Consider the following 14,086-nt stretch of genomic DNA (forward strand, 5'->3'; position numbering starts at 1 on the left):
AAATGTGAATTAGTGCGTATAATAACTGTAGCTTGCAAGGCCGACCGGTTGCTACACGGGTCCCCGGCAAGAAATCTCAAGAAAGCAAAGGTGTTGTTGATGAAAGCATGGAAAAAAGCGGTCGGCGCGCTGGCGATGACAACTCTCGTAGCGTCTATGTTTACCGGCTGCGGCAAAAAAGATGCAGCGAAAGACAATAGCAATGAAATCAAGATCGGTGCTTTGTTTGAACTGACGGGGAACGTGGCCAACTACGGCAAATCCACCTACAAAGGGGTACAATTGGCGGTGGAACAGATTAATGCCAAGGGCGGCATCAACGGCAAGAAGATCAAACTGGTGGAAGCGGACAACAAGTCCGAGCCTTCTGAATCCGGGAACGCAGCTACCAAACTGATTACCAAGGATAAAGTTTCCGTCATCATCGGGCCGGCAACCAGCGGCTGCGTATCGGCTGCTACGCCGGTGGTGACCAACAGCAAGGTGCCTCTGATGGCTCCTGTGGCTACGGCTCCCGGCATTACGGTGGACGAAAAAGGCAAGGTCCGCCCCTTCATTTTCCGGGCCTGCTTCACCGATCCTTTCCAGGGCAAACTGATGGCGAAATTCGCTGTGGAAACCCTGAAACTGAAGAACATCGCGATTTTCTATGATTCCTCCAGCGATTATTCCAAAGGGCTGATGGATGTATTCGGCAAGACCTTGGAAGAAAAAGGCGGCAAAGTGGTGGGCAAGGAAGCCTTCCTGGCCAAAGACCAGGATTTCAAATCTGCGCTGACCAAACTGAAAGCCTCCAATCCGGAAGCGCTGTACGTCCCCGGCTATTATGAAGAAGTTTCTAAGATCATCAAACAGGCTCGTGAAGTGGGCCTGACCTGCCCGATCCTGGGGAGCGACGGCTGGGATTCTCCGAAACTGGCCCAGATCGCCGGTGCAGAAGCCCTGAACGGCACTTATTTCACCAGTGCTTATTCTGCACAGGATAAGGATCCTCATGTCCAGCAGTTCATCAAGGACTACAAAGCCAAATTCAACGAAGAACCGGATACCTTCGCCATCCATGCGTATGATGGGACCCTGGCTGTGGCAGAAGCCATCAAACAGGCTGGCGGTACGGACGGCACCAAGATTGCAGAAGCCCTGAGCAAGATCAAGGATCTGCAGGTCGCTACCGGTAAATATACCCTGGACAAGGATCACAACCCTGTATCCGGCGGTATCATCATCGAAATGAAAGACGGCGTACAGACCTTCAAACAAAAGATTACGCTGTAAGATCATTCATAATGCGGCGTCGGATCGGGTCTCCGGTCTGACGCCAAACTTTTTCACAAGGAGGGGTGCTTATGGATACAGGATCCTTTGCCCATCAATTTGCCCAGCAGATTGTCAATGGGGTATCCCTGGGCAGTATCTATGCTCTGATTGCCCTGGGATATACCATGATCTATGGGATCATCAAACTCATCAACTTCGCTCACGGGGATATTTACATGCTGGGGGCCTACATCGGTTTTGTGGCCATCACCAAAGCCGGGCTGCCCTTTCTGCCGGCCCTGATCGTTTCCATGATCGGTGCAGCTCTGGCAGGGATCATCATTGAACGGATTGCCTATCGGCCCATGCGGCATGCGCCCCGAATCGCTGCTCTGATCACGGCCATCGGCGTATCTTTCTTCCTGGAAAACGGGATGATCCTGCTGGTTACGCCTCAGCCCCGGACCTTCCCGGCGGTGTTCGCTCCTACGGTATACCATATCGGCGGCGTGGTAGTGAACAACCAGCAGATCCTTATCCTGGCCAGTGCCCTGCTGCTGATGCTGGCGCTGACCTATATCGTCAACAAGACCAAGGCGGGGAAAGCCATGCGGGCTGTCAGCTATGATTCTGATGCTGCCAAGCTCATGGGCATCGATACTGACCGGGTGATTTCCACTACTTTTGCCCTGGGTTCTTCTCTGGCCGCCGCTGCCGGGGTCTTGGTAGGGATCTACTACAACTCCATCGATCCTCTCATGGGCATGATGCCCGGGATCAAAGCTTTTATCGCGGCAGTGGTAGGAGGCATCGGGATCCTGCCCGGCGCCATGCTGGGAGGCATCATCATGGGACTGGTGGAAGCCATGGTCTCCGGTTTCTTTTCTTCCACTTACCGGGATGCAGCGGCTTTCGCCATCCTGATCCTGATCCTGCTCTATAAGCCTACGGGGCTTCTGGGCAAGAACGTGAAAGAGAAAGTGTAGGTGGATGCCATGAAGAGTTTACGTCAATCCCTGCATAAACAGGACCTGCTGGGCCTGGGCATCATGGTCGTCCTCTTTGCGGTCTTTTATCTGCTTTTTGAGGAAGAGATCCTGGATGACTACTGGGAAACCAACGTGGTCCTGATCTTGATCAACATCATCATGTCCGTGAGCCTGAACCTGATCAACGGCCTCACCGGACAATTTTCCATCGGTCATGCGGGCTTTATGGCTGTAGGAGCCTATACTTCGGCCATCATTACGGTGAAACTGGGGATGGATTTTCCCATTGCCCTGATTGTGGCCACGGTTTCAGCGGCTTTCCTAGGCTTCCTCATCGGTATGCCCACCCTGCGGCTGAATGGGGACTATCTGGCCATTGCCACCCTGGGCCTGGGAGAAATCATCCGGATCGCCATCCTGAACATCGATTATGTGGGCGGGGCTTCCGGCTTCATGGGGATTCCCCGGCTGACTACGTTCCCCATTGCGTTCTGGATCACTGTCTTTGTGGTCTACTTCATCAAGAACTTCAAGAATTCTGCGGACGGACGGGCCTGCCTGGCCATCCGGGAAAATGAAATTGCAGCAGAGACCATGGGCATCAACACCACCAAGTACAAGGTCATGGCTTTCACCATCGGCGCCGGGTTCGCCGGGACTGCTGGAGCCTTGTTCTCCCACTATTACTATATCGCCCATCCGGCTTCCTTCACCTTCATGCGTTCCTTCGACGTCCTGACCATGGTGGTGCTGGGGGGACTGGGATCCATCAGCGGGTCCATTTCCGGGGCCATCCTTTTGACAGGGATCTCGGCTGCCCTGGCTGACTATCCGGAGTGGCGGATGGTGATCTATTCCATCGTCCTGATCGTCCTGATGCTGAACCGGCCGCAGGGGATCTTCGGCAACAAGGAACTGAGCCTGAAGATGTTCCAATCTATCAAACTGGGAGGTGGGTCTCGTGGCGGAACTGCTCAAAGTGAATAATGCATCCATGATCTTTGGGGGCCTGCGGGCTGTATCCAACCTGACCATGCAGATCGATGAAGGGGAACTGATCGGCCTGATCGGTCCCAACGGCGCCGGCAAGACCACGGCATTCAACATGCTCACCGGCGTGTATGAACCTTCGGAAGGCGAGATCACCTTCAATGGGCAGCGGATCAACGGGAAGAAACCCTACCAGGTGACCCAGATGGGCATTGCCCGTACTTTCCAGAATATCCGGCTCTTTTCCGAACTGTCCGTGCTGGACAATGTGAAAATCGCCTTCAACAGCCAGGTCCGTTACGGCTTGGCGGAAGCCATCGGCCGTTTCGGCCGGTATTTCAAAGAAGAAGAGACCATCGAGGAAAAAGCCCTGGCCCTGCTGAAAATCTTCCACCTGGAAAAGCTCCGGGACGAAACGGCCAAGAACCTGCCCTATGGGGAACAGCGGCGGCTGGAAATCGCCCGTGCCCTGGCTACGTCTCCCAAACTGCTGCTCTTGGATGAACCGGCAGCCGGGATGAATCCCCAGGAAACCAAGGAACTGATGGAAATGATCCGTTGGATCAAGAAGGAGTTCAGCCTGAGCATTCTTCTGATCGAGCACGATATGGGACTGGTCATGAATGTGTGTCAGCGCATCTACGTACTGGAATATGGCATCTGCATCGCCAACGGCACCCCTGATGAAATCAAACACAACAAACGGGTCATCAAAGCCTATTTGGGCGAGGAGGTATCCTGATGCTCACCATTAAAAATCTAAATGTCTACTACGGTTCCATCCACGCCGTCAAAGACCTGAACCTAGAAGTGGGGGATGGGGAAATCGTGACCCTGATCGGATCCAACGGGGCGGGGAAATCAACCACCCTCCATACCATTTCCGGTCTGATCAAACCCAAGACCGGCAGCATCCTTTACAAGGGGAATGAAATCGTAGGGATCCCGGCCCATAAACTGGTGGGACAGGGGCTGGTCCAGGTTCCGGAAGGCCGCCACGTATTCGCGGAGATGACCGTTATGGAAAACCTGGACATGGGGGCTTATCTTCGGAAGGACAAGGATGGGATCGCCCGGGATAAAGAAAAAGTCTTTGAGAAGTTCCCCCGGCTGAAGGAACGGATCAGCCAGACTGCTGGAACCCTTTCCGGCGGGGAACAGCAGATGCTGGCCATGGGACGGGCTCTGATGAGCCGACCCCAGCTGCTGCTCCTGGATGAACCCTCCATGGGGCTGGCCCCCCTCCTGGTGCGGGAAATCTTTTCCATCATCAAAGAAATCAACAGTGAAGGCACCACGGTCCTTCTGGTGGAACAAAATGCCAATATGGCCCTTTCCATCGCCGACCGTGCTTATGTACTGGAAACCGGACGGGTGGTCCTGTCCGGAACAGCGGCGGAGCTGGCAGCCAGCGAAGCCGTGCAGAAAGCCTATCTGGGCGGCTGATAAGGAGGCAGAACCATGCAAGTCAAAGATTTGATGACCAAAGTCGTAAAAGTGGTTACGACCAATCAGTCCCTGCTGGAAATCCGGGAGCTGATGCTGAATAACAACCTGCGGCGGATCCCTGTGGTAGATGGAGACGGCTATCTGAAAGGCATCGTCACCGATGGAGATGTCTCCCGGGCCACTCCGTCCGATGCCAGCACCCTGGACCGGTATGAAGTCAATTATATCCTGGGCAAACTGAAAGCCAAAGACCTGATGACCAAGGCTGTGATCACGGTGAAGGCAGAAGACGGAGTGGAAACAGCTGCCTATCTCATGTACAAATTCAAGATCGGGGCGCTGCCGGTGGTAGATACTTCCAACAAAGTGGTGGGGATCATTTCCGATACTGATGTGTTCAAGGCTTTTGTGGATCTTTTAGGGTATGCCAAGACCTCCACCAAGATCACCGTGGATACCCAGGACCGGGTAGGTGTCCTGGCAGATCTGGCGAAGATCTTCAAAGACAGGGGTGTCAATATCATTTCCGTCCTGACCCGGAAAATCGGTCCCAAACGGGCTGCCATCACTGTGCGGGCCGATCTGACCAACGCCATGGACATCATCCAGACCATCCGGGATGCTGGTTTCGTGATCACTGATATCTCTACCCTGAAAGTAGATGGTGCCCATGAAGAATGATACGGATTATAAAGTGGGGGATATCGTCCGGATGAAGAAAGCCCACCCCTGCGGGTCCTACGAATGGGATGTACTCCGGGTGGGGATGGATTTCGGCATCAAATGCCGGGGCTGCGGCCATTATGTACTGCTTCCTCGAGCCAAATTCGAAAAGGCCGTACGGGAAGTCCTGGTCCATAAGGAAGACTGACTGAGGAGGTGTGAAAAACATTTTTTCACACCTCCCTTATTCATGCTATAATGGTCAAAGCGGCGAAAAAAATAAAGCGATGAGAATGGGATTCCGGAGGTGTCGGTTATGAGAAAATGGCTTGGAGCCTGTGTGGTGGGGCTGCTGCTGACGGTCCTTCCCCTGCCTGCCCTGGCGGTGCACTGGATGCCTTTGGGAGAAAGTGAAGAAGGACAGATCTTTGTGGACCGGGACAGCCTGAAACGGCCGGTGGATACTTCTCTGACCGTATGGGAAAAGGTCATTTGGACAAAACCGGATCCTCAGGGCCGGACGGGAGAACTCCGACACCGGGAATACGATATGAAAAATAAGAAATGGCGGCAGCTGAGCAGCTATCAGCTGGATGCCAGAGGGCGCAAGACTGCTGGAAACCGGAAAGTACAGGAATGGCAGGAATTCCTGCCCATGACCAGTTTATTTACCCGTGCCCGGTACGAATGGGATTATTCCCGGTGGCGGGGACCCTGGGTCTTCATCAAGACACTTCCCGGACTGGGGCGGAAATGGTTCAATCCGGAATCACTGGAAAAGAAGGGCCCCAATTCCTATCAGGTATGGGAAAAGACCGTGATGAAGAAACCGGTGAACGGTACCAAGATCCTCCTTTCCCAGACTCGGTATGATGTGAAGAATGAAAAAGCAAGGACTTTGTATCTGTGTACCTTTGATGAGCAGAACAATATGACGGATCATTATGCCGTCAATGATGTGTGGAACAAGAAAAGTGACACCTATGGTGAATTCATCGGGGATCAGCTGGCTTCCTACTATGCCAAGCATCCCCGGAAAAAATAAAGGAGAAAGCTATGAAAACCTGTCCAAAATGTCATAAAATCTATGAGGACTCCCAGAAGTTCTGTTCTGAATGTGGGACCCAGCTGGTCCTGACCCCAGTCAGTCAGGCTCTGCGGGGAGGCGGAAACGGCGGGAATCAGCAGGAAGGCGCAGGGACTCCGGTGCAGGACCAAAGTACAGGAGAAGGCACGCAGGAACAGGGGAACAGCCAGCCGGGAAACAATTGGCAGCAGTATCAGCAGCAACAGCAGTATCAATATCAGCAGAATCCCTATGGCCCCGGGAACAATCCCAGTTTTGGAGCCCGCTTCCAAGCCAATATCCCAGATGCCAACACCTGGAAGCCCATGTATTTCTCTTTCGAAGGAAGGATGAGCCGGGGAACCTATGTGTGCCGGTGGCTGATCCTGCTGCTCAGTGCCGTGGTGATCGGCTTGATCTGCGGGATCATTTCGTTCTTGGCTCCCTTGGGGCTGGTGGCCCTGATCGCTCTGGCCGTTTCACAGATTTCCTTGGCTGTCCGGCGGCTCCACGACCGGGGACATTCCGGCTTATGGCTCCTGGTCTGCGTGGTTCCGGCCCTGAATCTGCTGATGTTCGTCTACCTGCTGTTTGCCCAGGGGCAGCCCGGACAGAATGAATACGGCATGGAAGAATAAAACAGTTGACAAGAAGACCTATATTTGGTAATATATACAAGCTTTCTCTTTGAGGAAGCAGCAGATGATCTGCTTTTCAACAATGGAATGTTTCAGTTGAAACATTGAAAGAAAAAAGTTGTTGACAAGAATGATCGAATCTGCTAATATATAATAGCTGTCACTGAGACGGCAAGACGAACTTTGAGAACTGAATATTGTTGACAGATGTGCGGGTCAAGTCACCTTTACGGTGATGAGATCGAGTCACCTGGATGACAACCAGGTTAAAAAATCAAAGCTAGTTTTTCAAGAGCCAAGCGGCTCTTCAAAATATCTATTTTGGAGAGTTTGATCCTGGCTCAGGACGAACGCTGGCGGCGTGCTTAACACATGCAAGTCGAACGGAGAACTTTCTTCGGAATGTTCTTAGTGGCGAACGGGTGAGTAACGCGTAGGCAACCTGCCCTCTGGTTGGGGACAACATTCCGAAAGGGATGCTAATACCGAATGTGATCCCCTCTCCGCATGGAGAGGGGATGAAAGATGGCCTCTACTTGTAAGCTATCGCCAGAAGATGGGCCTGCGTCTGATTAGCTAGTAGGTGGGGTAACGGCCCACCTAGGCGATGATCAGTAGCCGGTCTGAGAGGATGAACGGCCACATTGGGACTGAGACACGGCCCAAACTCCTACGGGAGGCAGCAGTGGGGAATCTTCCGCAATGGACGAAAGTCTGACGGAGCAACGCCGCGTGAGTGATGAAGGCCTTCGGGTTGTAAAACTCTGTTGTCAGGGACGAACGTGCCGATCTACAATACATTTCGGCAGTGACGGTACCTGACGAGGAAGCCACGGCTAACTACGTGCCAGCAGCCGCGGTAATACGTAGGTGGCAAGCGTTGTCCGGAATTATTGGGCGTAAAGAGCATGTAGGCGGGCTTTTAAGTCCGACGTGAAAATGCGGGGCTTAACCCCGTATGGCGTTGGATACTGGAAGTCTTGAGTGCAGGAGAGGAAAGGGGAATTCCCAGTGTAGCGGTGAAATGCGTAGATATTGGGAGGAACACCAGTGGCGAAGGCGCCTTTCTGGACTGTGTCTGACGCTGAGATGCGAAAGCCAGGGTAGCAAACGGGATTAGATACCCCGGTAGTCCTGGCCGTAAACGATGGGTACTAGGTGTAGGAGGTATCGACCCCTTCTGTGCCGGAGTTAACGCAATAAGTACCCCGCCTGGGGACTACGATCGCAAGATTGAAACTCAAAGGAATTGACGGGGGCCCGCACAAGCGGTGGAGTATGTGGTTTAATTCGACGCAACGCGAAGAACCTTACCAAGGCTTGACATTGAGTGAAAGGCTTAGAGATAAGCCCCTCTCTTCGGAGACACGAAAACAGGTGGTGCATGGCTGTCGTCAGCTCGTGTCGTGAGATGTTGGGTTAAGTCCCGCAACGAGCGCAACCCTTATCCTATGTTACCAGCACGCAGCGGTGGGGACTCATAGGAGACTGCCAGGGATAACCTGGAGGAAGGCGGGGATGACGTCAAGTCATCATGCCCCTTATGTCTTGGGCTACACACGTACTACAATGGTCGGCAACAAAGGGCAGCGAAGCCGCGAGGCGGAGCCAATCCCAGAAACCCGACCCCAGTTCGGATCGCAGGCTGCAACCCGCCTGCGTGAAGTTGGAATCGCTAGTAATCGCAGGTCAGCATACTGCGGTGAATACGTTCCCGGGCCTTGTACACACCGCCCGTCACACCACGAAAGTTGGTAACACCCGAAGCCGGTGAGATAACCTTTTAGGAGTCAGCTGTCTAAGGTGGGGCCGATGATTGGGGTGAAGTCGTAACAAGGTAGCCGTTCGAGAACGAGCGGCTGGATCACCTCCTTTCTAGGGAGAACCGAAGGAGTCCAAGGACTTTCTTCTATTCTTCGTCGACGCACATCTGTCAAGAACAATATTCGGTTCTCAGGGCTCGTCCCTGAAACATGAACCTTGAAAACTTCATAGAAGAGACAAACAAAGTCTTATCTGATGTGATGATCAGGTAAGCACCTCTGATCTAAATGCGAATTTAGAAACGAGTAACGAGAACTAGGCACACGTAAGTGTGACCTTAGTAAAAGAACCGGAGTCTTAAAGTAATTTAAGATTCAAGCTCGCGAAGAGAAATCGGATGGATGCAAGGAACGCCGAGCACAGCGAAGGAGACTATACTCAAGTATGTCGACTGAGCGGAGCGGAGGCGTGACGCAGCAGACGCCGGTTTATCGCAGCGAGGAAGTCAAGCTACTAAGGGCATACGGTGAATGCCTTGGCACTAAGAGCCGATGAAGGACGTGGTAAGCTGCGAAAAGCCACGGGGAGCCGCAAGCAGGCTTCGATCCGTGGATGTCCGAATGGGGAAACCCGCCATCCGTCATGGGATGGCATCCTTCGGGAAGGGAACCCGGTGAACTGAAACATCTAAGTAGCCGGAGGAAGAGAAATCAAACGAGATGCCCACAGTAGCGGCGAGCGAAGAGGGCAGAGCCTAAACCAGAGAGCTTCGGCTCCCTGGGGTTACGGACTGGCATAAGCGAAGTCCAATCTAGTCGAATCACCTGGAAAGGTGAGCCACAGACCGTGAGAGCCGGGTAGATGAAAGATCGGATGAGTGGCCAGTATCCAGAGTACCGCGAAGCACGAGGAATTTTGCGGGAAGTCGGGGGGACCACCCTCCAAGGCTAAACACTCCTTAGTGACCGATAGCGCATAGTACCGTGAGGGAAAGGTGAAAAGAACCGCGGGAGCGGAGTGAAAGAGAACCTGAAACCGTATGTCTACAAGCAGTCGGAGCGCAAGCGACGGCGTGCCTATTGAAGAATGAGCCAACGAGTTACGGGCACCAGCGAGGTTAAGCAGGAAATGCGGAGCCGTAGGGAAACCGAGTCTGAAAAGGGCGGATAGTTGGTGTTCGTAGACCCGAAACTGTAGTGATCTACCCATGATCAGGTTGAAGCACGGGTAAAATCGTGTGGAGGACCGAACCGGTGAGTGTTGAAAAACTTTCGGATGAATCGTGGGTAGCGGTGAAATTCCAATCGAACGCAGAGATAGCTGGTTCTCCTCGAAATAGCTTTAGGGCTAGCCTCAGGCAGTAAGCATAGGCGGTAGAGCACTGATCGGGATAGGGACTGTAATGGTTACCGAACCCTGTCAAACTACGAATGGCTATGCTGCAGAGCCTGGGAGTCAGACTACGAGAGATAAGTCCCGTTGTCAAAAGGGAAACAGCCCAGACCATCAGCTAAGGTCCCCAATGCCATACTAAGTGGAAAAGGATGTGGGGTCTCATAAACAACCAGGATGTTGGCTCAGAAGCAGCCACCATTTAAAGAGTGCGTAATAGCTCACTGGTCGAGAGGCCCTGCGCCGAAGATTCCCGGGGCTAAAGTATGGAACCGAAGCTATGGATGCATGCTCAGGCATGCGTGGTAGAGGAGCGTTCCCATCGGGCTGAAGCCGTACTGGAAGGTGCGGTGGACTGGTGGGAAGTGAGAATGTTGGCATGAGTAGCGAAAAGAATGGTGAGAATCCATTCCACCGAAAGCATAAGGATTCCTGAGCAACGATCGTCGTCTCAGGGTAAGTCGGGACCTAATCCGAGGCAAAGAGCGTAGGAGATGGACAACTGGTCGATATTCCAGTACCGGCAGTGATCGTTTGAACGAAGGAGTGACGCAGGAAGGCAGGTCCGCACGAGATTGGTAGATCGTGTGCAAGCGTGTAGGCTGGTTGCCAGGCAAATCCGGTAACCAAGGCTGAGGCGTGACGCGGAGGGAACTTGTTCCCGAAGGGATTGAGCCTACGCTGCCGAGAAAAGCTTCTAGTGAGAAAGCTGCCGCCCGTACCGTAAACCGACACAGGTATGCGGGGAGAGAATCCTAAGGTGCGCGGGAGAACCCTCGTTAAGGAACTCGGCAAAATGTACCCGTAACTTCGGGATAAGGGTAGCCACAAAGGTGAAGGGACTTGCTCCTGGAGCCCGGTGTGGTCGCAGAGAAGAGGCCCAAGCGACTGTTAACCAGAAACACAGGTGCCTGCGAAAGAGAAATCTGAAGTATAGGTGCTGACACCTGCCCAGTGCTGGAAGGTTAAAGAAGGATGTCCGGGTTCGACCCAAAGCATTCGACTGAAGCCCCAGTGAACGGCGGCCGTAACTATAACGGTCCTAAGGTAGCGAAATTCCTTGTCGGGTAAGTTCCGACCCGCACGAAAGGTGTAACGATTTGGGCACTGTCTCAACGAGGGACCCGGTGAAATTGAAATACCTGTGAAGATGCAGGTTACCCGCGACTGGACAGAAAGACCCCATGGAGCTTTACTGTAACCTAATATTGGGTTCTGATACTTGATGCACAGGATAGGTGGGAGGCATGGAAGGCAGTCCTCTGGGATTGCCGGAGCCGACGTTGGGATACCACCCTTCAATTATCGGGATTCTAACCGGGCGAGCAACGATCGCCGGGACAGTGTTAGGCGGGCAGTTTGACTGGGGCGGTCGCCTCCTAAAGAGTAACGGAGGCGCCCAAAGGTTCCCTCAGCGCGGACGGAAACCGCGCGCGGAGTGTAAAGGCAGAAGGGAGCTTGACTGCGAGCCAAACACGGCGAGCAGGTACGAAAGTAGGGCTTAGTGATCCGGTGGCATCCAAGTGGAAGGGCCATCGCTCAACGGATAAAAGCTACCCTGGGGATAACAGGCTAATCTCTCCCAAGAGTCCATATCGACGGGGAGGTTTGGCACCTCGATGTCGGCTCATCACATCCTGGGGCTGAAGTCGGTCCCAAGGGCTGGGCTGTTCGCCCATTAAAGTGGTACGTGAGCTGGGTTCAGAACGTCGTGAGACAGTTCGGTCCCTATCCATCGCGGGCGCAAGAGATTTGAAGGGGGCTGCTCCTAGTACGAGAGGACCGGAGTGGACGGACCGCTGGTGTACCAATTATCCTGCCAAGGGTATAGTTGGGTAGCTACGTCCGGAACGGATAAACGCTGAAAGCATCTAAGCGTGAAACCATCCTTAAGATGAGATCTCTCACAGCGTAAGCTGGTAAGACACCTGGAAGATTACCAGGTTGATAGGCAGGGTGTGGAAGCGTAGCAATATGTTAAGCTGACCTGTACTAATATGTCGAGGGCTTGACTTAAATCGGGCCGTTAGATGAAAGAACGTCTCTTCATGAAGTTTTGAGGGCTCATGCCTTCAGTTACATAATCCGGTGGCGATAGCTAAGGGGATCCACCTGTTCCCATGCCGAACACAGCAGTTAAGCCCTTATACGCCGAAAGTACTCGACTGGAAACGGTCCGGGAGGATAGGGAGCTGCCGGTTAGGAAAATTCCGCATCTGATGGATGCGGAATTTTTTTATGTCAGCTGTCAACGGTCAGCGGGCGATGGAGGAAACCCGCCCCTGGCGGGTTTCTACCTTTCCTTCTATAGAAAAAAACAAACGGATTGAACTTACAGGCCGCGACCTCAGATTTTTATTGAAGAGCTTGACAGGAACCCTACCACTTATATAAACTATACAATAAACATCCTTTGAAAACGAGGTTCTGTGTATGTCCATCCATGAATTAGAAGAAGCCAACCGGTGTCTCCAGTGCAAAAAGCCCCTATGCCGGGAAGGCTGTCCCATCCATACCAATATCCCGGAAATGATCCGGCTGTTCAAGGAAAATGATTTGCTGACCGCAGCCCAGATGCTGTTCGACAACAATCCCCTTTCTGTGGTCTGCAGCTTGGTGTGCAACCATGCGGCCCAGTGTGAAGGGCACTGTGTCCGGGGCATCAAAGGTGCTCCGGTGCACATTTCCGCCATCGAAAATTATATCTCTGATTCCTGTTTCGACCGGCTGAAGATCCAGCAGGCCCCTTCCAATGGGAAGAAAGTAGCCATCATCGGTGCCGGGCCTGCAGGGATCACCATTGCCATCATCCTGGCCAAACGGGGGTATCAGATCACCGTCTTTGAATCCCGGGATAAGATCGGGGGCATCATGCGCTATGGGATCCCGGATTTCCGGCTGCCTCGGTACATCCTGGACCGGTTCGAGGAACGGATGAAGGCAATGGGGATCAAGTTCCGGTTCAACTTTACCATCGGCGGGAACATCACCCTGAAGGACCTGTTCGCTGACGGCTATCAGTCCGTATTCATCGGCACCGGTGCCTGGCGGCCTAAGCGGATGCGGATCCCAGGAGAGACCTTCGGGAATGTCCACTATGCCATCAGTTACCTGAACAACCCGGATGCCGTAGATCTGGGCCAGAGTGTGGCCATTTTCGGTTCTGGGAACTCCGCTATGGACGTGGCCCGTACCGCGGTACGGCACGGCTGCAAGAGCGTCACGGTCTATGTGCGCCGGGATCATGTGTCCGCTTCCCAGGATGAATATGAGTATTCTCTCCTGGACGGCGTGAAGTACGAATTCAACAAGACAGCCGTGGCCATCAAAGACGAAGGCCCTATGGTGGCAGATACCAAAGTGGAAGACGGCCATGTGACCGTCCTGGAAGATACGGCCCGGCTGGTGCCCGTGGACAGCGTGGTGATTGCTGTTTCCCAGGTGCCCAAGCACCGGCTGGTGGAACACAACCAGGGCTTGGAGCTGAACGACCGGGGGAATCTGAAAATCACGGAAGACGGAGAAACCACCCTGCCCGGGGTCTTTGCTTCCGGAGATGTGGTCACTGGTGCCAAGACCGTGGTCCACGCCGTGGAATATTCCAAGAAGATCGCCGATGAAATGGATCTTTACATGAAAAATTTGGATAAAAAGGGTTGACAAATCCTGCGAAATCAAGCTATAATAATTAAGCTGTAACGCAATGATTCACTAGCTCAGCTGGTAGAGCACCTGACTTTTAATCAGGGTGTCCCGGGTTCAAGTCCCGGGTGGATCACCATTTGAATGTTGAAAGGCCTGTCCTGTGGAGGACGGGCCTTTTTTCTTTATCCTCCCTTTTCGTTTGACAAACGAACATTGCTATGAAATAATGCAGG

10 protein-coding genes, 1 tRNA gene and 3 rRNA genes are annotated in these 14,086 nt (G+C 53.2%); all 14 read left to right on the forward strand.

Features of this window, described 5'->3' with window-relative positions:
- The first annotated feature begins 99 nt into the window (after nt 1–99).
- The 14 genes from BQ2657_RS02990 (at nt 100) to BQ2657_RS03055 (ending at nt 13,989) form a co-directional block, all read left to right on the forward strand.
- Nucleotides 100–1,275 carry an ABC transporter substrate-binding protein gene (locus BQ2657_RS02990; protein ID WP_187119165.1) on the forward strand — a complete coding sequence of 392 codons (1,176 nt, stop codon included), beginning with the start codon at nt 100–102 and terminating at the stop codon, nt 1,273–1,275.
- A gap of 71 nt (nt 1,276–1,346) precedes the next feature.
- Nucleotides 1,347–2,243, forward strand: a complete 897-nt coding sequence (locus BQ2657_RS02995; RefSeq protein WP_075579306.1) for a branched-chain amino acid ABC transporter permease — start codon at nt 1,347–1,349, stop codon at nt 2,241–2,243.
- A 9-nt stretch (nt 2,244–2,252) separates the two neighbouring features.
- Nucleotides 2,253–3,233 (forward strand): branched-chain amino acid ABC transporter permease, encoded by a 981-nt coding sequence (locus tag BQ2657_RS03000; RefSeq protein ID WP_075580968.1) that lies wholly within the window; start codon nt 2,253–2,255, stop codon nt 3,231–3,233.
- Between the two features lie 7 nt (nt 3,234–3,240).
- Complete coding sequence (locus BQ2657_RS03005) at nt 3,241–3,978, forward strand: ATP-binding cassette domain-containing protein (protein WP_075580967.1); 738 nt, start codon at nt 3,241–3,243, stop codon at nt 3,976–3,978.
- Entirely contained in the window at nt 3,978–4,682 is a 705-nt protein-coding gene (locus BQ2657_RS03010) for an ABC transporter ATP-binding protein (protein ID WP_075579307.1), read from the forward strand. The genes BQ2657_RS03005 and BQ2657_RS03010 overlap by 1 nt, the downstream gene beginning before the upstream one ends.
- Before the next feature lie 15 nt (nt 4,683–4,697).
- Entirely contained in the window at nt 4,698–5,366 is a 669-nt protein-coding gene (locus BQ2657_RS03015; RefSeq protein ID WP_075579308.1) for a CBS and ACT domain-containing protein, read from the forward strand.
- Nucleotides 5,356–5,556: a DUF951 domain-containing protein gene (locus BQ2657_RS03020; protein WP_075579309.1), complete on the forward strand. Its 201-nt coding sequence runs from the start codon at nt 5,356–5,358 to the stop codon at nt 5,554–5,556. Before BQ2657_RS03015 ends, BQ2657_RS03020 begins: the two co-directional genes overlap by 11 nt.
- Nucleotides 5,557–5,664: 108 nt before the next feature.
- Entirely contained in the window at nt 5,665–6,393 is a 729-nt protein-coding gene (locus tag BQ2657_RS03025; RefSeq protein ID WP_075579310.1) for a hypothetical protein, read from the forward strand.
- Nucleotides 6,394–6,404: 11 nt separating this feature from the next.
- Nucleotides 6,405–7,052 (forward strand): DUF805 domain-containing protein, encoded by a 648-nt coding sequence (locus tag BQ2657_RS03030; RefSeq protein WP_075579311.1) that lies wholly within the window; start codon nt 6,405–6,407, stop codon nt 7,050–7,052.
- Nucleotides 7,053–7,370: 318 nt separating this feature from the next.
- Nucleotides 7,371–8,927 (forward strand): 16S ribosomal RNA (locus BQ2657_RS03035).
- Between the two features lie 392 nt (nt 8,928–9,319).
- Nucleotides 9,320–12,224: ribosomal RNA gene (locus BQ2657_RS03040) — 23S ribosomal RNA — on the forward strand.
- Nucleotides 12,225–12,292: 68 nt separating this feature from the next.
- Nucleotides 12,293–12,409: ribosomal RNA gene (gene rrf, locus BQ2657_RS03045) — 5S ribosomal RNA — on the forward strand.
- The 16S, 23S and 5S rRNA genes sit together here, the layout of an rRNA operon.
- 232 nt (nt 12,410–12,641) lie before the next feature.
- Nucleotides 12,642–13,868, forward strand: coding sequence for an NAD(P)-dependent oxidoreductase (locus tag BQ2657_RS03050; RefSeq protein ID WP_075579312.1), 1,227 nt, complete (start codon nt 12,642–12,644; stop codon nt 13,866–13,868).
- Nucleotides 13,869–13,913: 45 nt separating this feature from the next.
- Nucleotides 13,914–13,989: transfer RNA gene (locus tag BQ2657_RS03055), tRNA-Lys, on the forward strand.
- The last annotated feature ends 97 nt before the right edge of the window (nt 13,990–14,086 follow it).

Source organism: Acidaminococcus massiliensis (assembly GCF_900095825.1).
Classification (GTDB): domain Bacteria; phylum Bacillota; class Negativicutes; order Acidaminococcales; family Acidaminococcaceae; genus Acidaminococcus; species Acidaminococcus massiliensis.

Bases quoted from the DNA above. Each gene is read 5' to 3' on its own strand.
- BQ2657_RS02990 (WP_187119165.1), top strand. From the start codon at position 100: ATGAAAGCATGGAAAAAAGCGGTCGGCGCGCTGGCGATGACAACTCTC.
- BQ2657_RS02995 (WP_075579306.1), top strand. From the start codon at position 1,347: ATGGATACAGGATCCTTTGCCCATCAATTTGCCCAGCAGATTGTCAAT.
- BQ2657_RS03000 (WP_075580968.1), top strand. From the start codon at position 2,253: ATGAAGAGTTTACGTCAATCCCTGCATAAACAGGACCTGCTGGGCCTG.
- BQ2657_RS03005 (WP_075580967.1), top strand. From the start codon at position 3,241: ATGATCTTTGGGGGCCTGCGGGCTGTATCCAACCTGACCATGCAGATC.
- BQ2657_RS03010 (WP_075579307.1), top strand. From the start codon at position 3,978: ATGCTCACCATTAAAAATCTAAATGTCTACTACGGTTCCATCCACGCC.
- BQ2657_RS03015 (WP_075579308.1), top strand. From the start codon at position 4,698: ATGCAAGTCAAAGATTTGATGACCAAAGTCGTAAAAGTGGTTACGACC.
- BQ2657_RS03020 (WP_075579309.1), top strand. From the start codon at position 5,356: ATGAAGAATGATACGGATTATAAAGTGGGGGATATCGTCCGGATGAAG.
- BQ2657_RS03025 (WP_075579310.1), top strand. From the start codon at position 5,665: ATGAGAAAATGGCTTGGAGCCTGTGTGGTGGGGCTGCTGCTGACGGTC.
- BQ2657_RS03030 (WP_075579311.1), top strand. From the start codon at position 6,405: ATGAAAACCTGTCCAAAATGTCATAAAATCTATGAGGACTCCCAGAAG.
- BQ2657_RS03050 (WP_075579312.1), top strand. From the start codon at position 12,642: ATGTCCATCCATGAATTAGAAGAAGCCAACCGGTGTCTCCAGTGCAAA.